This is a genomic window from Bradyrhizobium sp. OAE829 (genome assembly GCF_040546575.1).
Taxonomy (GTDB): Bacteria; Pseudomonadota; Alphaproteobacteria; order Rhizobiales; family Xanthobacteraceae; genus Bradyrhizobium.
This window is the reverse complement of sequence record NZ_JBEPOE010000001.1, coordinates 7,731,413-7,754,407: the sequence shown is the minus strand read 5'-3', so window position 1 is coordinate 7,754,407 and position 22,995 is coordinate 7,731,413. Positions and strand designations below refer to the sequence as shown.

General features: G+C 62.2%; 15 protein-coding genes and 1 pseudogene. 2 read left to right on the top strand and 14 right to left on the bottom strand.

Going from position 1 to position 22,995, the window contains the following annotated elements; genetic code table 11:
• Positions 1-11 precede the first annotated feature (11 nt).
• The 6 genes from ABIE49_RS36715 to aceE form a co-directional block, all read right to left on the bottom strand.
• Positions 12-1,184, bottom strand: a complete 1,173-nt coding sequence (locus ABIE49_RS36715; protein ID WP_192734689.1) for an acetyl-CoA C-acetyltransferase — start codon at positions 1,182-1,184, stop codon at positions 12-14.
• A 93-nt stretch (positions 1,185-1,277) separates the two neighbouring features.
• On the bottom strand, positions 1,278-2,645 hold the full coding sequence (locus ABIE49_RS36710; protein ID WP_192734688.1) for a dicarboxylate/amino acid:cation symporter: 1,368 nt from the start codon (positions 2,643-2,645) through the stop codon (positions 1,278-1,280).
• A gap of 28 nt (positions 2,646-2,673) precedes the next feature.
• Positions 2,674-3,648 carry a TAXI family TRAP transporter solute-binding subunit gene (locus ABIE49_RS36705; protein WP_192734687.1) on the bottom strand — a complete coding sequence of 325 codons (975 nt, stop codon included), beginning with the start codon at positions 3,646-3,648 and terminating at the stop codon, positions 2,674-2,676.
• Positions 3,649-3,705: 57 nt separating this feature from the next.
• Positions 3,706-5,457, bottom strand: a complete 1,752-nt coding sequence (gene lpdA, locus ABIE49_RS36700) for a dihydrolipoyl dehydrogenase (protein ID WP_192734686.1) — start codon at positions 5,455-5,457, stop codon at positions 3,706-3,708.
• Positions 5,458-5,474: 17 nt separating this feature from the next.
• Positions 5,475-7,040: a dihydrolipoyllysine-residue acetyltransferase gene (locus ABIE49_RS36695; protein ID WP_192734685.1), complete on the bottom strand. Its 1,566-nt coding sequence runs from the start codon at positions 7,038-7,040 to the stop codon at positions 5,475-5,477.
• Positions 7,041-7,064: 24 nt separating this feature from the next.
• Positions 7,065-9,752 carry a pyruvate dehydrogenase (acetyl-transferring), homodimeric type gene (gene aceE / locus ABIE49_RS36690; RefSeq protein WP_192734684.1) on the bottom strand — a complete coding sequence of 896 codons (2,688 nt, stop codon included), beginning with the start codon at positions 9,750-9,752 and terminating at the stop codon, positions 7,065-7,067.
• 559 nt (positions 9,753-10,311) lie between these two features.
• Between aceE and lipA the strand changes: the two genes are divergently transcribed.
• Entirely contained in the window at positions 10,312-11,370 is a 1,059-nt protein-coding gene (lipA, locus tag ABIE49_RS36685; protein ID WP_354067161.1) for a lipoyl synthase, read from the top strand.
• A gap of 489 nt (positions 11,371-11,859) precedes the next feature.
• Here the strand turns inward: lipA and ABIE49_RS36680 are convergent, their stop codons facing one another.
• Positions 11,860-12,477 (bottom strand): SidA/IucD/PvdA family monooxygenase, encoded by a 618-nt coding sequence (locus ABIE49_RS36680; protein ID WP_210337146.1) that lies wholly within the window; start codon positions 12,475-12,477, stop codon positions 11,860-11,862.
• A 101-nt stretch (positions 12,478-12,578) separates the two neighbouring features.
• Between ABIE49_RS36680 and ABIE49_RS36675 the strand changes: the two genes are divergently transcribed.
• Positions 12,579-14,018, top strand: coding sequence for an FAD-binding oxidoreductase (locus ABIE49_RS36675; RefSeq protein ID WP_354067160.1), 1,440 nt, complete (start codon positions 12,579-12,581; stop codon positions 14,016-14,018).
• Positions 14,019-14,122: 104 nt separating this feature from the next.
• Here ABIE49_RS36675 and ald read toward each other — a convergent pair whose 3' ends face one another.
• The 7 genes and pseudogenes from ald to ABIE49_RS36640 form a co-directional block, all read right to left on the bottom strand.
• Positions 14,123-15,235: an alanine dehydrogenase gene (gene ald, locus ABIE49_RS36670; protein WP_192734683.1), complete on the bottom strand. Its 1,113-nt coding sequence runs from the start codon at positions 15,233-15,235 to the stop codon at positions 14,123-14,125.
• 326 nt (positions 15,236-15,561) lie between these two features.
• Positions 15,562-17,019: an aldehyde dehydrogenase family protein gene (locus tag ABIE49_RS36665; RefSeq protein WP_192734682.1), complete on the bottom strand. Its 1,458-nt coding sequence runs from the start codon at positions 17,017-17,019 to the stop codon at positions 15,562-15,564.
• Positions 17,016-18,294, bottom strand: a pseudogene (locus ABIE49_RS36660) (NAD(P)/FAD-dependent oxidoreductase). The gene ABIE49_RS36665 and the pseudogene ABIE49_RS36660 overlap by 4 nt, the downstream one beginning before the upstream one ends.
• A gap of 72 nt (positions 18,295-18,366) precedes the next feature.
• Entirely contained in the window at positions 18,367-19,560 is a 1,194-nt protein-coding gene (locus ABIE49_RS36655; RefSeq protein ID WP_192734680.1) for an alanine racemase, read from the bottom strand.
• An 11-nt stretch (positions 19,561-19,571) separates the two neighbouring features.
• The gene (locus tag ABIE49_RS36650; protein ID WP_192734679.1) at positions 19,572-20,444 is read right to left on the bottom strand and encodes a GNAT family N-acetyltransferase; all 873 of its coding nucleotides are present in this window, start codon (positions 20,442-20,444) and stop codon (positions 19,572-19,574) included.
• Between the two features lie 185 nt (positions 20,445-20,629).
• Positions 20,630-21,940 carry an NAD(P)/FAD-dependent oxidoreductase gene (locus ABIE49_RS36645; protein ID WP_192734678.1) on the bottom strand — a complete coding sequence of 437 codons (1,311 nt, stop codon included), beginning with the start codon at positions 21,938-21,940 and terminating at the stop codon, positions 20,630-20,632.
• Positions 21,941-22,083: 143 nt separating this feature from the next.
• Entirely contained in the window at positions 22,084-22,962 is an 879-nt protein-coding gene (locus tag ABIE49_RS36640) for an ABC transporter permease (protein ID WP_192734677.1), read from the bottom strand.
• Positions 22,963-22,995 lie beyond the last annotated feature (33 nt).

Below are 22,995 nucleotides of genomic sequence, written 5' to 3'. Positions count from 1 at the left end.
AGTTCGCGGGCTTAGCGCTCGACCGTCAGAGCGACGCCCATGCCGCCACCGATGCACAGCGTGGCAAGGCCTTTCTTGGCACCGCGCTTCTGCATCTCGAACAGCAGCGTCGTCAGAACGCGTGCACCGGATGCACCGATCGGATGGCCGATGGCGATGGCGCCGCCGTTCACGTTCACGATCGACGGATCCCAGCCCATGTCCTTGTTAACGGCGATCGCTTGCGCCGCGAACGCCTCGTTGGCCTCGACGAGATCGAGATCCCCAACCTTCCATCCGGCCTTTTCGAGCGCCTTGCGCGACGCCGGAATTGGGCCCGACCCCATAACCGCCGGATCGACGCCGGCGGTCGCCCAGGACACGATCTTCGCAAGCGGGGTAAGGCCGCGCTTGGTGGCCTCGTCAGCGCTCATCAACACAAAAGCTGCCGCGCCGTCGTTGAGGCCGGAGGCGTTGCCGGCGGTCACCGTGCCCTCCTTGTTGAAGGCGGGCTTCAGCTTTGCTAACGCGTCCTGCGTCGTGCCCGCACGGATATATTCGTCCTGGTCGACGACGACGTCGCCCTTCCTGGTCTTGACGGTAACGGGAACGATCTCGTCCTTGAACCTGCCAGCCTTCTGCGCGTCTTCGGCCTTGTTCTGCGAGCTGGTGGCGAACGCGTCCTGCTCTTCCCGGGTGATCTGCCATTTGGTGGCGATGTTCTCCGCGGTGACTCCCATGTGATAGCCGTGGAACGCATCGAGCAGGCCGTCCTTCAGCATGGAGTCGACAAACTTGGTGTCGCCCATCTTGGTCCCGTTCCGCATGTGCGACAGATGCGGCGCCATCGACATCGACTCCATGCCGCCGGCGACGATGACCTTCGCATCCCCATTGGCGATCTGCTGCAGTCCGAGCGCCACCGACCGCAGGCCCGAACCGCAAAGCTGGTTCATGCCCCACGCCGTCTTCTCCTGCGGAATGCCGGCCGCCATGGCGGCCTGCCGCGCCGGATTCTGCCCCTCCCCGCCGGACAATACCTGGCCCAGGATCACCTCATCGACGTCACCGGGCGAGACCTTGGCGCGATCGAGCGCGCCCTTGATCGCCACAGCCCCGAGTTCGTGGGCAGTCAGCGAGCCGAACGCTCCATTGAAGGAACCAACCGGCGTCCGCGCGGCGGATACAATTACGACATCAGTCATATTCAACTCCTCGTTTGATGTTCCCTGCGCTGCCCAAGCCGTTGCCAAGCTCGGTAACAGGCTCCAGGCTGGCAGCCTCTGCCGTTTCTAGGGTCAAGCGACGACTGGCCGGGGCGCGCCTGCCTCCATCTCGTCATCCGCAATCTTTACCGACTCCGGATCATCAGCCTCGGCATCGCGCTCCTGATTTAGACGTTGATGGAGCACTCTTTCATCGAGCGCCCCTTCCCACTTGGCGACGACGACGGTCGCAACGCCATTTCCTATGAGGTTGGTGAGCGCGCGCGCCTCCGACATGAAGCGGTCGATGCCAAGGATCAAGGCGATACTCGCGACCGGAATCGTCCCGACGGATGCAAGTGTTGCGGCCAGGACGATGAAGCCGGATCCCGTGACACCAGCGGCGCCCTTGGACGTAAGGAGCAGAACGCCGATGATGCCGAGCTCTTGCCAGATCGTCAGGGGCGTATTCGTCGCTTGCGCCAGGAAGATCGCGGCCATTGTCAGGTAAATACAAGTGCCATCGAGGTTGAACGAATAACCGGTCGGAATAACCAATCCGACGACCGACTTTTCGCAGCCAAGATTTTCGGTCTTGGCGATCATGCGCGGCAGCACCGATTCAGACGACGACGTGCCAAGCACGATCAGGAGCTCTTCCTTGATGTAACGGATGAACTTGAAGATCGAAAAGCCGCTAAGGGCCGCAACGGAGCCGAGCACGACGAAGACGAACAACAGGCATGTTACGTAAAACGCCAACATGAAGTTCGCCAGCGAGATCAGCGTCGCCACGCCATACTTGCCGATCGTGAACGCCATTGCACCGAACGCTCCGATCGGCGCAAGTTTCATGATGTAACCCACGATCTTGAAGAACACATGGCTCACGACATCAATCAGCCGCAGCACGCCCTCACCGTGTTGACCGAGAGCTTGCAAGCCAAATGCAAACAGGATTGCAAAGAACAACACCTGCAGAATTTCGCCATTGGCAAAAGCGCCGACGACGGTCGACGGGATGATGTCCATCAGGAACTGGACCGTGCCCTGCTCCTTCGCTTTTGCGGTGAAGGCCGCTATCGATTTTGTGTCGACGGTCGACAGATCGAGGTTCATGCCGACGCCAGGCTTCCACAAATTGATAACGATAAGCCCGATAATCAGCGCAGCCGTCGTCAGCACTTCGAAATAGATCAATGCCTTCAAGCCAACACGTCCGACCTTCTTCATGTCGCGCATGCTGGCGATACCGTGCACAACCGTGAAGAAGATGATCGGCGCGATGATCATTTTGATGCATTTGATAAACGCATCGCCGAGCGGCTTCATCTGCTCGCCAAGCTGAGGATAAAAATGGCCCAGTAATACGCCGGCTGTGATTGCAGCCAGAACCTGCACGTAGAGGTGCTGATACCATTTTACGGAATGGGGACCGCCTGTCGTTGCAGCTGTTGCCATATCTTATTCCCTCCCTAAAGACTGCTTCTCAGTCCGCATTCACAACCCCGGGCGTAAGCCTGCTGCGATACCAACTGACAGCGCCGCCATGCAGCGGAATGAAGTTATTGCGCGTGATGTTCGAGGGGATCGTTTCCGCCGCTGCCGGATGAAATTCGATCATCTGCTCGTTATTGGCGAACACTGTGTTGACGATGGCTGTGACCAGATCGTCAGGCAGATCCTTGTGCGCAACGGCAAAATTGAACAGCCCGACCGTGTCGTAACGGCGCCGCAAGGTTGGATACGAACCCGCAGCGACAACGGATGCGGAGAGTTCCGGCATCGTCAGGCGCAGCGTTGCGATCTCCTGCCGCGTGAGAGGCAGGTAGCGCACCTTCGCCTTTCGCTCGATATCGATAAGCATCGGAGCCGGTACGCCGGCGCCGACCGCGAGCGCATCGATGCTTCGCGCCACCGACTTCTCCGCGAGCTCCGCCCAATCACCATGGACCAGGATGGCATCGATCTTCAGCGCCTTGAGGAACTCGGGAAAGTAGGCGGCGGTGGTGCCGCCCTCGGGGCCGACACCGATGCGTTTGCCGGCGAATTCGGCAAACGATTGAATCGGCGAGTCGCTGAGCACCTGAAACTGAAACGGCGTATCATACATCGCGAACATGGCGCGCATGCTTCGGTATTGCCGCCCACCGGTCCAGGCAACGTTGGCATTCCAGGCCTGCAACGCCACGCCTTGTGTGACGAAGGCCAGCTGAATTTCACCGGCCTCAATCAGCTTGATATTGTCGACCGGGCCGCCGGTCGGTCGCGCCACCACCGCAATGCCGAGTTCTCGCGAGAGCAATCGAGCCAACCCTTCACCATAGACGTAATAGGTGCCGCCTTCCGACGCGGTGCCGAGAGTGAGCGTCTGGGGCCAATGCGCCTCCGCCGCCGACGCCAGCTTGGGCGGAAGCAAAACAAATGCGAGAAGGATCAGAATCCGCCACGTTCTTGAAACCATGACTGCCTCCTTCATTTCAACCGCACCCTTGTTCTGGCAATTGATTGGACTTCAGCGTCACTTTTTCTTTTGCGGCGGCAGGTCTGTGCAGTGGCCTTCGAACACCTCGGCCGCCATGCCGATGGACTCGCCCAGCGTCGGATGCGGATGAATGGTCTTGCCGATGTCGGCCGGCTCGCAGCCCATCTCGACCGCCAGGCAGATTTCGCTGATCAGGTCGCCGGCATGGGTGCCAACTATGCCGCCGCCGACCACGCGATGGGTCGCCGTATCGAACAGCAGCTTGGTGAAGCCCTCGTCGCGGCCGTTGGCGATGGCGCGGCCCGACGCCGCCCATGGAAACACCGCCTTGCCGACCTTGAGACCCTCGGCCTTGCACTGTTCCTCAGTCTTCCCGGCCCAGGCTACCTCAGGATCGGTGTAGGCGACAGACGGAATCTGCCGCGCGTCGAAATAGGACTTCTCGCCATGCGCGACTTCCGCGGCGACATGGCCTTCATGCACCGCCTTGTGCGCCAGCATCGGCTGGCCGACGACGTCGCCGATCGCAAAGATATGCGCCACATTGGTGCGCATCTGCCTGTCGACGTCGATGAAGCCTCGCTCGGTCACGGCAACGCCGGCCTTCTCGGCGCCAATCTTCTTGCCGTTCGGGCTGCGGCCGACCGAGACCAGAACGAGGTCATAGACCTGCGGCCCGGCAGGCGCCTGCTCGCCCTCGAAACTCACCTCGATCCCGGCTTCCGTCGCCTTCGCACCCACCGTTTTGGTCTTCAGCATGACCTTGTCGAAACGGCCCGCGTTCATTTTCTCCCAGACCTTGACCAGGTCGCGGTCGGCTCCCTGCATGAGGCCGTCGAGCATTTCGACAACGTCAATGCGTGCACCGAGCGTCGAATAGACCGTCGCCATTTCCAGACCGATGATCCCGCCGCCGATCACCAGCATGCGCTTGGGGATCGATTTCAGTAGCAGCGCGCCGGTCGAATCGACGATGCGCGGATCCTCTGGCAGGAACGGCAGCTTCACGGCCTGGCTGCCGGCAGCGATGATGGCGTTGGCGAACTTGACCGTCTTCTTAGCCCCAGCCGAGACGACTTCGAGGTGGTGCGGGTCGAGGAAGGCGCCGACGCCGGTCACAACCTCGACCTTGCGGGCCTTCGCCATGCCGGCCAGGCCGCCGGTCAGCTTCTTGATCACGCCGTCCTTGAAGCCGCGCAGCTTGCCGAGGTCGATCTTCGGTGCACCGAAGGAGATGCCGTGGTCGGGCAGATGTTTGACTTCGTCGACCACGGAAGCCGTATGCAGCAGCGCCTTGCTCGGGATGCAGCCGACGTTGAGGCACACGCCACCGAGCGTGTCGTAACGTTCGACCAGCACGGTCTTCATGCCTAGATCGGCGGCGCGGAAGGCGGCCGAGTAGCCACCGGGACCGGCGCCCAGCACCACTACGTCGCATTCGATGTCCGCCTTGCCGGCATAGGACGCGGCCGAAGGCGCGGCCGGCGGCGGGCTGGCGGTCGCCGCCGGCTGCGATGCTGGCGCGGGCTTCGGCGCTGCGGCCGCGCCTTCTGCCTCCAGCACGAGGATGGTCGATCCTTCACTCACCTTGTCGTCGATCTTGACCCTGACTTCCTTGACGACGCCGGCGTGGGAAGATGGAATCTCCATCGACGCCTTGTCGGATTCCACCATGATGAGGCTGGTGTCGACCGCGACGGTCTCACCGGGCTTCACCAGGACCTCGATAACGGCAACGTCCTTGAAGTCACCGATATCGGGGACATTCACTTCGATCTGCTGAGCCATGCTGCTTTCCCCCGGTCTCAGAACAGCACGCGCCGCAGATCGGCGAGCACGCTGGCGAAGTAGACGTTGAAGCGCGCGGCCGCCGCTCCGTCGATGACACGGTGGTCCCAAGACAGCGACAACGGCAGCGTCAGCCGCCAGTTCGATGTCTTGCCGTCGGAGGAGTGCTGTTTCCAGTAACCCTTGCAGACGCCCATGATCGCGACTTCGGGCGCATTGATGATCGGCGTGAAATAGATGCCGCCGATGCCGCCGAGCGAGGAGATCGAGAAAGTCCCACCCTGCATCTGGTCGGGCTTGATCTTGCCTTCGCGCGCGAGCTTGGCGAGGACGTTCATCTCCTTGGCGATTTCGGGCACCGATTTCTTGTCGGCGTCACGGATCACAGGCACCATCAGGCCGTTCGGCGTGTCCGCGGCAAAGCCGATGTGCCAGTAGTTCTTGTAGACGAGCGTGTCGCCGTCGAGGCTGGCATTGAATTCCGGGAATTTTTGCAGCGTCGCGACCGCGGCCTTGACCATGAACGGCAGGAGCGAGAGCTTTACGCCACTCTTCTCCAACTCCCTGTTCATCGTCACCCGGAATTGTTCGAGATCAGTGATGTCGGCCTCGTCGTGGGTCGTGACGTGCGGGATGACGACCCAGTTGCGGTGCAGGTTGGCCGCGGAGATCTTCTTGATGCGGCCGAGGTCCTTGCGTTCGACCGGCCCGTATTTTGCAAAATCGACCTTGGGCCAGGGCAGAAGGTCGATGCCGCCGACGCCGCCTCCGCTTGCGGCCGCTGCCTGCGGCTTCGCCGAAGGTGCCTCGCCTTTGCCGAAGGCTTCGACGTCTTCACGCAGAATGCGGCCGTGATTGCCCGAGCCCTTGACCTTGCCGAGATCGACACCCCGTTCGCGCGCCAGCTTGCGCACGGCCGGACCGGCATAGGCGAGCGCGAAGCTTTTTTCGTCAAAGGCGCCGACCACCGCCGTTCCAGCGGCGGTGGTCGACGAGGACGCAGGCGGTGACACGGGAGGGATGTCGGCCTGCAACGGTGTTGCCCCAGTTGTGAGCGATAGGATGATAGAGCCCTCACTGACCTTGTCACCGGTCTTGACCTTGATCTCGCGCACGGTGCCCGAGAGAGGCGCTGGCACTTCCATCGTCGCCTTGTCCGACTCGAGCGCGATCAGCGGATCCTCCGCTTTCACGCTGTCGCCGGCCTTCACGAAGATTTCGATGACCGGAACGTCTTTGAAGTCGCCGATATCGGGGACTCGCACCTCGGCAACTCCAGCCGGTGCGTTGACCGGAGATGGCGGAGCGCTGACGACCGGGCGCGCCTCGGCCTGCTCGGCGCCGGCGCCCTCGAACTGTACGATCACCGCGCCTTCGCTTACCTTGTCGCCAACCTTCACGACCACCGACTTCACCACGCCATCGCGCGGCGACGGCACCTCCATGGTCGCCTTGTCGGACTCCAGCGAAACCAAGGGATCTTCGGCCTTTACCTTGTCGCCGGGCTTGACGAAAACCTCGATCACCGGGACGTCCTTGAAGTCACCGATGTCGGGAACCTTGATGTCGATCAGACCATTCATCGCTCTGTCCTCGGCTCCGCTGGCTCACACGGTCCAGGGCGCAGCACGCCCGGTGTCAATTTTGTATTTGGCGATAGCTTCGGCCACGATCGCCGGCTTGATCGCTCCGTCGTCGGCGAGCGCCTTGAGCGCGGCGACGACGACGTAGTGGCGATCGACCTCGAAGAATTTTCGCAGCTTCACGCGATAGTCGCTGCGGCCAAAACCGTCCGTGCCGAGCACGACGTAGCGACGGCCGGCTGCCTGGACATATTCCCGGATCTGATCGGCGTAATTGCGCATGTAGTCGGTCGAGGCCACGACCGGCCCGGGATGTCCTTCGAGCTGCGCTTCCACCCAGCTCTTGCGGCGCGGCTCGGTCGGATGCAGCAGGTTCCAGCGCTCGGCCGCCATGCCGTCACGGCGCAGTTCGTTGAAGCTGGTCGCGCTCCAGATGTCGGCGGTGACGCCGAAGTCGGCCTTGAGCAGATCGGCGGCCGCGATCACCTCGCGCAGGATCGTGCCTGAGCCGACGAGCTGGACGCGAAGTCCCTTCTTCGCCGTCTCTCCGCCGTTCTTCAGGAGATAGAGCCCCTTCAGAATCCCCTCCTCCGCGCCCTTGCCTGCCTCGGCGAGCGAAGGATGCTGATAGTTCTCGTTCATCAGGGTGATGTAGTAGTAGACATCCTCCTGCGCCTCGTACATGCGGCGCATGCCTTCGCGGATGATCGTCACGACCTCGTAGGCAAAGGTCGGATCGTAAGAGATGCAGTTCGGGATGGTGGCGGCTAGCACGTGGCTGTGGCCATCCTCATGCTGCAGCCCCTCGCCGTTGAGCGTGGTGCGGCCGGCGGTACCGCCGAGCAGGAATCCGCGGGCACGCATGTCGCCGGCGAGCCAGGCGAGATCGCCGACGCGCTGCAGGCCGAACATCGAGTAATAGATGTAGAACGGGATCATCGGCACGTTATTGGTAGAGTAGGACGTCGCCGCGACGATCCAGCTCGACATCGCGCCGCCTTCGTTGATGCCCTCCTGCAGCACCTGGCCGGTCTTGTCCTCGCGGTAGTACATCAATTGATCGGCGTCCTGCGGCCGGTAAAGCTGGCCGACCGATGAATAGATGCCGAGCTGGCGGAACATGCCTTCCATGCCGAAGGTCCGGGATTCGTCAGGCACGATCGGCACGATGTGCTTGCCGATTGCCTTGTCGCGCACGAGAGTGCCGAGCATCTGCACGAACGCCATCGTGGTCGAAATTTCGCGCTCGCCGGTGGCGTCGAGCAGCCGCTGGAACGTCGACAGCGGCGGAATTGGCAGGGATGCTGACGTGCGCCTGCGCTGCGGCAGACTGCCGCCGAGCTTTTCGCGCTGCGCACGGAAATACTTCATCTCCGGGCTGTCCTCCGGCAGGCGGAGGAAGGGAACCTTGGCCAGGTCCTCGTCTGCGACCGGCACCTGGAAGCGATCGCGGAAGCCGCGAAGCGCGTCCTGCGTCATCTTCTTGGCCTGATGCGCAATCATCTGGCCTTCGCCGGACTCGCCCATGCCGTAGCCCTTGACGGTCTTCGGCAGGATCACCGTGGGCTGGCCCTTGTGCTTCACCGCCGCTGCGTAGGCCGCAAAGACCTTTTCCGGATCGTGGCCGCCGCGCGCGAGCTTCCAGATTTCGTCGTCACTCATGTCGGCGACGAGCTGTTTCAGTTCGTCGTACTTGCCGAAGAAGTGTTCGCGAATATAGGCGCCGCTCTTGCTCTTGAAATCCTGGTACTCGCCGTCGACGCACTCCTCCATGCGCTTCAGCAGCAATCCGCTCTTGTCCTTTTCGAGCAGGCGATCCCAGCCCGAACCCCACAGCACCTTGATGACGTTCCAGCCCGCGCCGCGAAAAACGCTTTCGAGCTCCTGGACGATCTTGCCGTTGCCGCGAACGGGCCCGTCGAGCCGCTGGAGGTTGCAGTTGATGACGAAGATCAGATTGTCGAGATTTTCGCGACCGGCCAGCGAGATCGCGCCGAGCGATTCCGGCTCGTCGGTTTCGCCGTCGCCCATGAAGGCCCAAACCTTGCGGTTGGATGTTTCGGCCAGCTTGTGGTTCTGGAGATACTTCAAGAACCGCGCCTGATAGATTGCCAGCAACGGCCCCAGTCCCATCGACACCGTCGGGAACTGCCAGAAATCCGGCATCAGCCAGGGGTGCGGATAGCTCGACAAGCCCCCGCCACCGGTTTCCTGCCTGAAGCCGAGAAGTTGCTCCTCGCTCAGCCGTCCTTCGAGAAAGGCGCGCGCATAGATGCCGGGCGAACAGTGCCCCTGCACCAGGATCAGATCGCCGCCATGGCTGTCCGTCGGCGCGTGCCAGAAATGGCCGTATCCGATGTCGTAGAGTGTGGCAGCGGACTGGAAGCTCGCGATATGGCCGCCAAGCTCCGAGCTTTCCTTGTTGGCGCGCAGAACGATGGCCAGAGCGTTCCATCGGATGATCGAACGAAGCTTGTGCTCGATTGCGCGATCGCCCGGCAGCGCCGGCTGCTGGTCCGGCGGGATCGTGTTGCAGTAGGGCGTGGTCAACGTCTGTTGAATGCTGAGGCCGCCGCTGCGCGCGGCGTCGATCACCGCGTTGACGACGAACCCGGCGCGGTCATTGCCGCGATGGCCCTGGACCGCCGACAAGGCATCCAGCCACTCCCGGGTTTCCAGCGGATCCAGATCATGCGCGTCCGCGACCTTCATTACCTTCTCCCTTGCAGGCCAAGCCGTAGTCAGGCGTCAACATTCATTGCGCTCCGCAGTGTGCGGAGACGCGCAATACCATGCAGGCGATATCGCCCGTGGCTCTAGGTGATGAATTGAATACTGGCTGGCATCGGAACGTCCCCTCACATCGCCTGTTCTTGAGCTGCCGCTTTTTTGCGGATAGCTTCTTTTGTAGATAGTGGTGCAGCATTCGTGCCAGACCGCGAAGGGCACGACGGTTCCCGCCCATGTCATTCATTTTGCTGAAGATTGCGATGCGAGCCGTCGCAGCCTGCGATGCGATCAGAATGGATTCTGTCCGAGGCTCCGGAAAACCAGGTGGACCGATCGCCCGAAATGTCGGACCGGCGCGCCGACGGATACCAAATGCAAGACCAGAAGCCGGAACCCTGCCGACGGGCGCGCGGCGAGAGCGCCCGCACAACGCCGCGCCAGGTCACGAAGGGCTCGCTGCCGGAGGAAGAAGAATCGAGTTGACGAACTTCGTTTGGATAGTCGAATGTCCGCGATCTGCCGCACTCGCGAGGCTGACCAAATGACCGTCATACTCGATCTCCTCAACAACGATCCGCGAGAAGGGATGCGGCCCGACAGGCCGCGTCACCCTGAGAAAGCCAAACGACCCGACACGCCTCTGCAGAGCAAGCCCGCGTGGATCCGCGTGAAAGCTCCCGGCTCCGCCCAATGGGCCGAGACGAAGCGCATCGTGCGCGAGAACAAGCTCGTGACCGTTTGCGAGGAAGCCAGCTGTCCGAACATTGGCGAGTGCTGGGCGAAGAAGCACGCGACCTTCATGATCATGGGCGACACGTGCACGCGCGCCTGCGCTTTCTGCAACGTGCGCACCGGCCTGCCCGGACCGCTCGACGCCCATGAACCGGTCAAGGTCGCCGAAGCCGTCGCCAAGCTCGGATTGGAGCATGTGGTCGTCACCTCGGTCGATCGCGACGACCTTGCCGACGGCGGTGCGGCACATTTCGCGGCGACGATCGCGGCCATCCGCGCGACAAGCCCGGCCACGACGATCGAAATCCTGACCCCGGATTTTCTGCGCAAGACGGGCGCGCTCGAAACCGTCGTCGCGGCGAAACCCGACGTGTTCAACCACAATCTGGAGACCGTGCCGTCGAAATATCTCACGGTGCGGCCGGGCGCGCGCTATTTCCATTCGGTCCGGCTGCTGCAGCGCGTGAAGGAACTCGACGCACAGATCTTCACCAAGTCCGGAATCATGGTCGGCCTCGGCGAAGACCGGAGCGAGGTGCTGCAATTGATGGACGATTTGCGTTCCGCCGACGTCGACTTCCTGACTATCGGCCAGTATCTCCAACCCACACGCAAGCACCACGCCGTCGTACGCTTCGTGCCCCTTGATGAATTCGACGCCTATGAGAAGGTCGCCTATGCCAAGGGTTTTTTGCTGGTGTCGGCCACGCCGCTGACACGCTCCTCGCACCACGCCGGAGACGACTTCCGCAAGCTGCGCGAGCGCCGACGCGGTTTGCGACTGGTTGCGGCTGAACGGCACATTGCGGTGCTCGACGATCAGGCTCGTGGTGAAGACCGGCCTGTTGGCTCAGCAGAACCATTGTAGTCGAAACAAACGGAAGAATCGGCAAGAGATAAAGCGGGCGTAACCTCACATTCCATGAGGGGAAGTTGTCTCCTGCCATCCTGTGCCTGCGAATTCAGACCATATCCCCAGCCAACGTAATGCAACGCGTTGGCACGACGAGCGCTTAGCTGGCTGGCTTACGCTAGCTGTACCAAGATTTTCTTTAATCTCCCGGTGCACACATCGTGCGCACTAATTGAAAAACTTGAACTCTCGTTCCAATCCATCAAGGGCCAATTTGGGCAAGCCTCGCGATCGCTAGGATGCTCGTACACGCACGCGCCCGCCTTTTCATTCTAGGCCGACGGCAGCCGGTGCTCGGCACTCAGCCTCGATGTATCGGCCATCAGCACCCGCACCAAGCGATATCGTCCTTAGCGCGTCGAAGAAGCCGACGAATGGATTGAGCATGCTGTCGCCCGAAGGCTGCCTCTGCAAAGGTGGCATGCCCGACTCGGAGACAACGTTTTACGACCTTGCACTCGCTCCAAACTCGATAGTGATGTGTCTGACCGACGCTCCGGCGGTTTGCTGCGCGCATTGCAAGGTGCCTCGCCGAACCTTCGGCCGAACGATCGCGCCGCCGTCACCCTCGACCGCTATCACCCGGGTGACGGCTTGCCCCCGGCAGGTCAATTCCCAAACTTGGTTGGCCACCCACTCAATGTATAGGGCGAAGTCAATGCGATATGGAAAAGGTGTTCGTAGATTGACAAAATCGTCGAGCCGGCCCGTCTCCTTGAGAAAGTTGACGAAAGTATAGGGGCTGGTCGGCTTGCGGTGAGTCAAAAGGTCTTTGAGGAATGAAACCTGAAGGGTCGCTTCGGGCAGCAACACGCCCGGATCCCATGGGCTCCGCGGCAGCTCCTCCAGAAAGGCCACCCTTCCGGCGAGTGCAGTACGACCCATCAGTTCCTCGAGCGCAATGGCCAGCGCGGCGACGCCATCGAACTGGCGGCGCGCCATTTCGAACACTGGCCCCCGATAGATTGTCTGGCGAGTGATTGATTGCCTCCTCTGAAGTCCGAAAGGGCTCGCGATGAAGGCGATCAGTATCAGGCTGCAGTGGCGCGAACTGCCGAACATCGTGGCATTTCGGCATTGGTTTCTTCGGAACCGCCACCGAACGGCAAGCAATGCCGCTCAAACGCACGAAGATGATCCGACACCAAATCGGGAGCTGAAGCATGTCTCAGTCGGTACACGTTCACGCCTTTTGCGACCTTCTGGACGTCGGGGGCGTCATTGACGACCCGGAGCGGATCGCTACCTACACAACGGATCAACGCCAGCTCTTCACGGGGTCAACGCTGGCCGTACTGAGGCCGGCGACGACGAAGCAGGTCGCCGACATCGTGCGGCTGGCGGCACAACAAGGCATCGGTATCGTTCCGCAGGGCGGCAACACGAGCTACTGCGGCGGTGCGACGCCGGACGCCTCCGGACGGCAGATCATCGTGAGCCTCGAGCGGATGGACAGGATCCGCGAAGTCGATCCCCTCTCCATGAGCATCTCCGTCGACGCCGGCGCCATCCTGAAGAACGTACAGGACGCTGCTGCGATCGCCGGCCTTCTGTTGCCGCTCAGCCTCGGCGCGGAAGGCAGTTGCCGGATCGGCGGCAACATCGGAACGAACGCCGGCGGACTGTCCGTCGTCAGATACGGAATGACTCGCGATCTGCTCCTCGGGATCGAAGCGGTTCTGTCGGACGGCACGGTGGTTTCGGACATGCGAAAACTACGGAAGAATAATACGGGCTACGACATCAAACAGTGCTTCGTTGGAAGCGAGGGAACTCTCGGCATCGTCACGGGCGCTGTGTTGCGCCTCGCGCCCTTGCCGATCCGCCGCGCGACCGCCTGGCTGAAGCTCGCGACGGGCGCCCCGCTCGCCGAGCTTCTCGCCCTGGTACGTCGCGAATCCGCGGACCTGCTTACCACGTTCGAATTCATGACGGCCCGATCAATCGCGCTCGCGAGCGAAGCGATGACCAACCTGCCCTCCGTCCGCGCCGGCACTGGGGGCACCGTACTTGCCGAGCTCACCTCCTCCTCGCGCCATCTCGATCTCGACGGACTGATGGAAGCCGTTCTGGCCGAAGCGATCGAGTCCGGATGGATCGAGGACGCCTTCCTGGCGCAGAGCGAATCGCAACGGACCGCGATGTGGGAGGTACGCGAGACCATCCCGGAGGGCGAGAAGCGCCGGAGCGGGTCGGTGAAGCACGACATTTCTGTACCGCTTTCCGCTATTCAGCGTTTTCTGGATCTAGCCGGCTCGCAGGTACGGTCGTATGACGCGGATCTTGAGCTGTCCGTCTATGGACACGTCGGCGATGGCAATCTGCACTACAACGTGCTGGTGCCTCCCGACGTCGACCGGATAGAGTTCACCAACCGGATCGAGAGCGGCCTGTCGCTGCAACTCTACGACACGGCCGCAGCGCTCGGCGGCACGTTTAGCGCGGAGCACGGCGTCGGCCGATTCAAGAAGCATCTTCTGGAGCGGTACGGCGACGCCGGCCGCATCGCTGCGATGCGCCGTATCAAAACCGCCTTTGATCCAGCGGACATCATGAACGCTGGCGCGATGGTGCGCCCGTTGGGGAAAGAGTCTGCCTCTTGATGATGCCGGGGTCTGGCAGCGAAAAAGGGAGCCACTCCGAAGGAGTGGCTCAAGTTGGGGAGGAAATGTCCCATAGGGACCTCTTGGGGACCTCTTGGAGCAGATCAGGCGGCAACCTGCTCGATCGGGGAGCATGGCAGGCCGAGACTCTCGGCTACGGCCTGATACGTTAACCGACCACGATGGACATTCAGGCCAGCACGCAGATGCGGATCTTCCAGCACGGCTGCGAAACCCTCGTTGGCGAGTGCCAGACCAAACGGCAGCGTGGCGTTGTTCAAAGCCTGGCTTGAGGTCAGCGGAACAGCTCCCGGCATATTGGCGACGCAGTAGTGGATAACGCCGTCCACCTCGTAAGTTGGGTCGGCATGCGTCGTCGGACGCGATGTCTCGAAGCATCCCCCCTGATCTATAGCTACATCCACGATCACTGCCCCCTTGCGCATCGAGCTCAACATGCCGCGGTTGACAAGTTTCGGCGCGCTCGCACCGGGAACGAGCACTGCGCCAATGACAACGTCGGCGGCAAATATCTCGTTCTCGATGGCCTCAATCGTCGAGTACCTGGTACGAACACGTCCTTCGAACAACTCATCCAGTTCACGAAGCCGCGGTATCGACCGATCGAGAATAGTGACCTCGGCACCCAAGCCTGCCGCCATGCGCGCTGCATGCGTACCAACTACGCCACCTCCGAGCACCACGACGCGCGCCGGTTGAACGCCCGGTACGCCACCCATCAAGAGCCCTCGCCCCCCGGCATACCGCCGCAGGGCCGCACCCGCCGCTTCGATCGCGAGCCGACCCGCGACTTCGCTCATTGGCGCAAGGAGAGGAAGTCCGCCGTGGCCATCAGTCACGGTCTCGTAGGCGATTGCCGTGCATCCGGACTTCAGGAGGCCCTTCGCCTGCTCCGGGTCGGGCGCCAGATGCAGATAAGTGAACAGTATCTGGTTCTCTCGAAGCAGCGCCCATTCGGAGGGCTGAGGCTCCTTAACTTTTACGATCATATCGCTCGATGCAAATACGTCGCGCGCGGACTCCAGAATCGTTGCGCCGACCTTGCGATAGTTCTCGTCCGTCGCGCCGATACCGGCGCCCGCATTGGCCTCGACTGACACGCTGTGACCAGCCGCCACATATTCTCGGACGGCTCCAGGCGTCAGGCCTACGCGATATTCGTGCGTCTTGATTTCCTTGGGCACACCGACTTGCATTTCCAATCTCCTTGATGGACGACCTCTTCTCAGACGAACGGCGATATTCATCTGACGAACTTGACGCTGGCCGCAGCGTATCTTGGGTTCGACGGCATTACGCAATCAGACTGAGGCGAAGTCCGGCACGGTATTGCATTGAAGAAGCGGCAGATGAGACGATATGCTGTCAGCGCCGGCGCGACACAGTGCAATCCTGCAGATCGCGCTGGATGATGACCGCCATAAGCCAGGCAATGCCCCGATAGAGTGGGATGGCGATAGTCTCGTGGGGTCGCCGACATGCGGCGCCTTAGTTTTGAACGGCTCGCCCTAGAGGTGGCGTTTCATCGGTAGAACCCGAGAACGGCTTTGGTCTCGAGATATTCCCCCATTCCCTCGAGGCCGTATTCGCGGCCGTTGCCGGAGCGCTTGTACCCGCCAAAAGGTGCGTTCGGGTCCCAGTCGGGATAGTTGAGATGGACTTGACCGGACCGGATCTGCCCGGCGACCGTCCGTACCGTCTCGATATCCATGCCCTGCACATGAGCGCCGAGGCCGTAGACCGTGTCGTTGGCGATCTCGACTGCCTCCTCCACGGTATCATAGGGAATGATCGACAGCACCGGGCCGAAGATCTCCTCGTGCGCAATCCTCATGTCGCGACGGACGTTCGAGAAGATCGTCGGCCGCGCATAGAAGCCAGCCTGAAGATTGCCGGGCCGCCCAGGCCCGCCAATGACAAGCTTGGCGCCCTCCTCCAGACCGACGCCGATCATGGCCTGGATACGCTCGAACTGCGGCCGGTTGGCGATCGGACCATGGGTCGTGCTTTCCACAAGCGGATCGCCGACCACCATTTCGGAAGCAGCCGCCGCGGCCAGAACTTCGACCTTCGCCATGTGTGAGCGGGAAACAAGCATTCGCGTCGGTGCGCTGCAGGATTGCCCGAGATTGCGGAAGGCGGCGCCGACGCCGAGAGGAACGGCCCGGCTCAGTTCGGCATCCGGCAGAATGATATTCGGCGACTTGCCACCGAGTTCCTGGGCGACGCGCTTGACGGTGGGCGCGGCCGCTTGCGCAACGAGAACCCCGGCACGGGTCGAGCCCGTGATCGAGATCATGTCCACCTGCGGATGCGACGCCAGACCGGTCCCAACGATTGGACCTGTTCCGTTGACTAGGTTGAATACGCCGGGCGGACAACCGGCATCGTCCATCACCTCGGCGAACAGCAAGGCGCTCAGGGGCGACAATTCGCTGGGCTTCAACACCACCGTGCAGCCCGCCGCGAGCGCCGGACCGACCTTGGCTGTGATCTGGTAGAGAGGCCAGTTCCAGGGAGTGATAAGGCCGCAGACGCCGATCGCCTCGCGCATGATCGCGGTGCTGCCGCGCGGACTGATGAACGAATAAGTTGCGAGATTGTCACGCGCGACGCGGATATGTTCGGCGGCCAACGGCACCTGGGCGCGGCGCGCATAGGTGATACCGGCTCCCATCTCGCTCGTGATTGCCTGCGCGAACAGCTCGAGCCGCTCGAGGAGCAAACCATGGATCCGGTCGAGCAGCGCCGCCCTCCCAGCAGTTGGCGTGCGGGACCAGCCGGCGAAGGCTTGTCTGGCGGCGGCGACCGCGTACTCGACATCCTCGTCATTGCCGAGCGCGACTTCGGCGATCGGCTGCTCGGTCGCCGGGTTGACGACGACCGCCGTCGCCGATCCGTTCGGCTTCCGCCATTCTCCGTCGATGTAGAATTTGCCGAGGAAGCCGGCTTCCGTCAGGTGTCGAACGGTCGAGGTCATTGGAAACGATCCTTGATCCGGTAATAGGCGCCGACCAGCGGGAGGAACCAGGGAGGACCGAGATGGCCCGGAATGGCGCGGCCAGGTGAAGTCCTTCCAGGGATTGAGCTCGGTGCGCCCGTCCATGACTTCCGCCATGATCGTCCCCATCAGGGTCGACATCTGGGTACCGTGGCCGCTGTAGCCCATGGAATAGTAGATGCCGTTGCGTTCGCCTGCGCGTGGCAGCCGGTCGCGCGTCATGTCGACCATCCCGCCCCAGCAATAGTCGATGCGCACGGTACGAAGCTCGGGAAAGACGTCGTGCAGCGCAGCCTGCAGGATCGCGCCGCTCTTCTCGTCTGAGGCCGGGTTGGAGATGGCGAAACGGGCGCGGCCGCCGAAGAGCAGCCGGTTGTCAGGCGTGGTTCGGAAGTAGTTGACCAGGTTCTTCGTATCGACCGCCATTCGGCGCCGCGGCAGGAGCCGATCGAGTGTCGCGACCGGCAAGGGCTCGGTGACGATCAGGAAGGCGCCCACCGGCACGATCCGGCGTCGAAACCAACCCAGCGGCCCCGTATGCGAAGTGCCGCTCGCCAACAGAACCTGCGAGGCCCGAAGCCGGCCCTTCGGTGTCTCGATATCGTGACCTCCGCCGGCGGCGGGTCGCAGGCCCATCATCGGCGCATGCTCGTGGATATCGACGCCGCGCCGCGCCGCCGCTTCCGCAAGGCCGCGGACGAAACGCCCAACGTGCATGCCGGCGCTCTTTCGGTAGATCAGCCCGCCGTAATAGCGCTCCGATCCCACTTCGCCGGCCAGCTCGGCGCGGCTCACCATCATCGTGTCGGGATCAACATTGGCGGCGAGCAATTCCTGGCTGCGCGCCAGCTTGTCATAGTGCTCAGGCTTGGCAGCGAGCTTGATCTTGCCGACGCGCGCGAAGCTGCAGTCGATGTTCTCTTCCGCCACCAGGCGCTCGACCGTATCGACCCCGGCGTCGAAGGACCGGTAGAGCCGGTCGGCGACTTTCTTACCGAGCTTGGTCGAGAGCGTGCCGTAGTCCTGAGCGAACCCATTATTGCACATGCCGCCGTTCCGGCCGGACGCCGCGTGCCCGATCGTCTCGGCTTCGAGGAGCACGACACGCGCGCCCTTCTTGGCGAGAGCCAGAGCGGCCGAAGAACCGGTCAAGCCACCGCCGATCACCGCAACGTCGCAGGTACCTTGCACCGGTCCTGCGGTGGCGCTCCTGCACGGCTCCGATGTGTCCAACCAATAGGATGTGAGCTTCATATCGACCTCGGATTCTCGCTATCTGAATGCTGGGCATCCGCAAATCGTGACGGCGCGACTCTGTTTGAGAACCTACCAGCCGCGCATTCGCGGCCACTGAGCTTCGATTGCGTCGCTTCCCGCGGAGACGACATTGTACAGCTCGTGCTGTGACGCCGTCGCGCAGGCGTGATTGGGCAGGATCCTGACCTTCGTGCCGATCGGCAGATCCGGCAGGGTTGCAGCCGATCCGGATCTGATGGCGAGGATGCCGTGCTCCTGGCTCGCCTGCCAAACAATCAGGTCCGGATAGAGTTTGCCGGACAGATCGCAAACGAGACCGTAACCCTGGTCGATCCGCTGCGCGGCGGTGCCGCGATCACGCGACAGGGCCATCCAGCCCGCATCGACCAAAATCCACCCCTTTTCCGGCTTCGTGCCGATGACGGTAGCGAGAACCGAGACCGCGATGTCGTCGGTGGTGCAGACCCCGACACCGTGCATCACCAGATCGAAGAACATGTACACACCGGCCCGCATTTCCGTGACGCCGCTCAGGTCTTCGCCGAAATGGGCCGTCGGCGTCGAACCGACACTCACGACCGGGCATGGATGCCCTGCCGCCCGCAAGTTCTTCGCGGCGGCTACAGCCACGGCCCTTTCATTCTCAGCAGCCGCGACAAGGGCATCGGGCGTGTAGAGGCTATAGGATTCGCCGGCATGGGTGAGAATGCCGGCGAGCTTGACGCCGGCCTCGGCCAGGGCGACCGCAACGGTGATGAGCCTGGGATCGGTGGCGGTCAGACCGCCGCGGTGGCCGTCGCAGTCGATCTCGATGAAGGCGGACGGCGTCACACCAGCGGCGCGACCGGCCTCGCCCAGCATCGTCGCCTGCTCAGGCGAATCGAGCAGCACCTTGAGGTCGACGCCGGCTTTGCGGAGACGCATCGCCCTCGTGGCGGTGTGCGGTGCCACGCCCACGGCATAAGTCATGTCGCGGAAACCGTACTGCGCGAAGTATTCCGCCTCCGCCAGGGTGGAGACGGTGATCGGCCCGGGCCCGGACGGACAGGCGCGCCGGGCGACCTCGATTGATTTCGCGGTCTTCATGTGGCGACGCAGCACGACGCCCCGCGCGGCCATACGCGAGGACAGACGGGCGAGATTGCGATCCAGCCGGTCTCTGTCGAGCAGGAGGGCCGGCGTCGCGAGCGCGCCGAGTGTCGTGGCCGCCTCGCCCGGTCCGGCGTCCGGGGTATCCGTTTCGTGCACCTCTGAGCGCAGCATCCCGATGTCTCCTAACCGAATGACTGGTTGGCGAGCGCGAACGTGCGCGCCGGCCCGGTCGATGGCATCTGCGTCCCAAGGACCATGGTGGTGGCATCGCTGACCTGCTGCAGGCCGATGCCTTCGAGCCACTCCCCGAGTTGCGAGGTGGCAGAGGTATCGACGCGGACGAAAACACTCCCGAGGGGCGCGAGCGCGGCCTCGATCAACGCGCGCGCATCAGACGGGCTTTCGGCGACCACAGGGCCGACGACATGCCCACGACCAAAGAGACGGGAAATGGCGTAGCCGCGGGGTATGCCGTCACGCAAGAGAACATAGCCGTCGCCGACCTCGATCAATCGGTTCAGCATCTCCCGCCTTGTCCAGCCGGTGGCCTCGTGATCGAGACCCACGATCGCCCCGATATCCGATGGAGCCATTGCCCTGACGAAGCACGGACCCGGCGCCTCATGGCGTTCTCTGGGAATTCCGTGATGCTGGTGGATGACCCCGATGGGAACGAAGTCACGGCGCTGGTAAAGCGCCATGCCTTCGACAGTCGAATTCAGCGTGACGATCCGTGGTCGTGCCGCCGCGAGTAGCGCGTCCATCAGGCGGGCGCCGTAACCGCGTCCCTGAACGGCTTTCGAGACGATGATCATTCCAGCGGAGGCGTGGGTGTCGCCGTAAGGCCACCAAAGCGCGGTCCCCACTACAGCACCTGCCCTAATGACCACGAAACCGCGACCAAGCTGCAGCGCAAATTCCCAATCCCTGAGCAGGTACGGCCAAGACATCTCCTGCGAGAGCTTCAGGGCACCTTCCAGATGCGATCTCGCGAAAGGGACCAGGGCCACGTCTTCATTCTCGCGATCTCCGGCCTGGGTAACTGCGGATGCCATGATGCTTCGACGTCTCTTGCTTTAGTTGCCGGACCAATCGCCAGTGCCTGACGCGGTGAGATCCATTTTGACAATGCTCACACGAGTTGCAGCGTATCTTCGGTCCGACAGCATTACGCAATCAGACGGAAGCAAAGTTCGGCACGGTATTGCATTGATGGTACGGTAGAAGGGACGATGTGCTGTCAACGGCGGTCGCGCCACAGCGCGAACCGATCCTGCATCCAATATCCCCAGATGATGGCGGGCATGAACCAGGGATCGCCACGATAGAGCGGGATGGAAGCCGGCGGACGGAAGTCAAAGGCGGTGCGTGCCGCCTCGTCGTGTCCCATCAGCTTGTGGGCCGCATGCATTCCGATCCACGGCGCCCAGACGACGCCTGAGCCGCAGAAGCCGGTGGCATAGACCACACCGTCCTTTTCGAAGATGCGCGGGAGCATGTCGCGATTCATCGCCACATTGCCGAACCAGCTGTGCGAAAGGCGAACATTCTCCAGTTCCGGAAAAAGGTTCACCAGCCCCTTACGCAGAAGGAGCTTCGGAGCCACCGGGTTACCTACACGAGAACTGTCGCGCCCCCCTAGCAGGATACGTTTGCCGTCCGGCGAAGGTCGGTAGTAGAAGCCGACCTGGCGGTTCTCCGTCATCATCATGCGTTTTGGCATCAGCCGCACCATGACTTCAGGTGCAAGCTCTTCGGTTGCAATGATCCGGCTGCGAACCGGGACCAGCCTGCGGCGCAGGAAGGGTACCGCGCCGTCGGTGTAGCCGTTCGTACAAACCAGCACCTGACGCGCCTGTACCGATCCGGCCGAGGTCACGACGCGGAATCCGGAGCCATCCCTCTCGATTGAGATGACCGGCGTGCGTGCATGGACCATCACTCCCGAAGCGAGCGCCACTCGAAGGAGTTCAGCGTGAAACTTCGCCGGGTGTAGTCCACCGATATCCATCCGGACCGTGCCACCACGGTAGAAGTCGGTGCCGATGTAGTTGCGCTGCTGGGCATACGGAACCGCGTGAGACTCGATCCGCAATTTCTTCGCCAACGCGTCAGCGCTGCGCGCCATCGTTTCGTATTGTTGATATCCGAACGCGCATTTGAACTGTCCAACCAGCTGAAAGTCGCATTCGAGCCGTTCCGTCCTGATGAAATCGTACAGGAATTCGCGTGCGATCTTGCCTTCCGCCTCGATCGCCAGCGCCTTGTCTTCGCCGAAGCGGCGGGAGATCGTCGCGTAATCATGCCGTATGCTCGCGCTGGTTATTCCACCGTTGCGCGTCGAAGCCCCCTCGCCCGGGTCCATTGTGTCAAAGGCCGCAACCGAGCGACCCTCGCGCGCCAGCACCAACCCGGCCGAAAGGCCAGCATAGCCCGCGCCCACGATCAGCACGTCGAGCTTCTTGGGCAGTGGCTGCTGAGGCAGCGGTTTTAGCGGTGAGGCTTCCCACCAGTAGGGCGTATCCTTCTCGGCGACTCTCGGCTCGTGCATGTGGCTGACTTCTCGTGTGTTAACGCGTGGCCTGGGATTATTGACAAAATCAGTTGTGATCAGCGGTGCTTGCGACGTCTACGCTCGTCACGAAACATTGCCGTAGCCTTCAACGCTTTCCTGCCACCCGCATCGCATTGAACTCAAATGTGATCGTTTCGAACGTCGAGCGCATCGCGCAGCCCGTCGCCGATGAAGTTGAAGCTTGTCACCGCGATTGTGATCGCAGCGCCAGGAATGATCGCCAGCCAGGGCGCGCTGGCCAGGTACTTCTGGGCGCCGTTGAGCATGTTGCCCCAGCTGGGCAGCGGCGGCTGGATCCCAAAACCGAGGAAGCTGATATACGCTTCCAGGAGTATCGCGCGGGCGACCGTCAAACTGGCGGCTACGATGATCGGACCCATGGCGTTGGGCAAGATCTCCCGGAACATGATATGCGTTCCGCTTAGCCCAAGCATCCGGCCGGCCTGGACAAACTCGCGTTCGCGTAGCGAGCGAACCTCAGCCTCGACGATGCGGGCAACCTCCATCCATTTGGTGACTGCGATGATAACCGTGATCATGACGGGGCTGGGCCGCAATGCTGCAGCCAGCGCCAGTACGAGAAAGATCGACGGAAACGACAAGAAGCCATCGACCGTACGCATGAGGACTGCGCTGATCCAGCCGCCGCGATACCCCGCGATCACGCCGACGAGTGTTCCGATCACTATCGACAATAGCATCGCCGAAAATCCCACCAGCAGCGAGATCCGCCCTGCCATCAACAGTCGAGCCGCCACGTCACGCCCCAGCGGATCGGTGCCAAGATAATGATGTCCGGTCATCGGAGGAGCGAAGCGGGCGCGCAAGTCAATGTGGAGCGAGTCGTATGGCATCAGATAGGGGCCTAAGACGCACGCCAGCGTCAGCAGCGTGATCATTGTCAGACCTAGCAGCGCCAGGCGATGGCTAATGAAGCGGTGTACCGCGCGGCTGTGCCACCATCGGCTTGGAGCTGTGCTTACGGCGAGAGCGGTCATATCGGTTGGCTCCTCTGTCGGGGCTTTTGTGGG

What these genes read in the sequence shown, in the direction of transcription:
- ABIE49_RS36715 (WP_192734689.1), bottom strand. Translation starts at nt 1,184, where the DNA reads ATGACTGATGTCGTAATTGTATCCGCCGCGCGGACGCCGGTTGGTTCC.
- ABIE49_RS36710 (WP_192734688.1), bottom strand. Translation starts at nt 2,645, where the DNA reads ATGGCAACAGCTGCAACGACAGGCGGTCCCCATTCCGTAAAATGGTAT.
- ABIE49_RS36705 (WP_192734687.1), bottom strand. Translation starts at nt 3,648, where the DNA reads ATGGTTTCAAGAACGTGGCGGATTCTGATCCTTCTCGCATTTGTTTTG.
- lpdA (WP_192734686.1), bottom strand. Translation starts at nt 5,457, where the DNA reads ATGGCTCAGCAGATCGAAGTGAATGTCCCCGATATCGGTGACTTCAAG.
- ABIE49_RS36695 (WP_192734685.1), bottom strand. Translation starts at nt 7,040, where the DNA reads ATGAATGGTCTGATCGACATCAAGGTTCCCGACATCGGTGACTTCAAG.
- aceE (WP_192734684.1), bottom strand. Translation starts at nt 9,752, where the DNA reads ATGAAGGTCGCGGACGCGCATGATCTGGATCCGCTGGAAACCCGGGAG.
- lipA (WP_354067161.1), top strand. Translation starts at nt 10,312, where the DNA reads ATGACCGTCATACTCGATCTCCTCAACAACGATCCGCGAGAAGGGATG.
- ABIE49_RS36680 (WP_210337146.1), bottom strand. Translation starts at nt 12,477, where the DNA reads ATGTTCGGCAGTTCGCGCCACTGCAGCCTGATACTGATCGCCTTCATC.
- ABIE49_RS36675 (WP_354067160.1), top strand. Translation starts at nt 12,579, where the DNA reads ATGTCTCAGTCGGTACACGTTCACGCCTTTTGCGACCTTCTGGACGTC.
- ald (WP_192734683.1), bottom strand. Translation starts at nt 15,235, where the DNA reads ATGCAAGTCGGTGTGCCCAAGGAAATCAAGACGCACGAATATCGCGTA.
- ABIE49_RS36665 (WP_192734682.1), bottom strand. Translation starts at nt 17,019, where the DNA reads ATGACCTCGACCGTTCGACACCTGACGGAAGCCGGCTTCCTCGGCAAA.
- ABIE49_RS36655 (WP_192734680.1), bottom strand. Translation starts at nt 19,560, where the DNA reads ATGCTGCGCTCAGAGGTGCACGAAACGGATACCCCGGACGCCGGACCG.
- ABIE49_RS36650 (WP_192734679.1), bottom strand. Translation starts at nt 20,444, where the DNA reads ATGGCATCCGCAGTTACCCAGGCCGGAGATCGCGAGAATGAAGACGTG.
- ABIE49_RS36645 (WP_192734678.1), bottom strand. Translation starts at nt 21,940, where the DNA reads ATGCACGAGCCGAGAGTCGCCGAGAAGGATACGCCCTACTGGTGGGAA.
- ABIE49_RS36640 (WP_192734677.1), bottom strand. Translation starts at nt 22,962, where the DNA reads ATGACCGCTCTCGCCGTAAGCACAGCTCCAAGCCGATGGTGGCACAGC.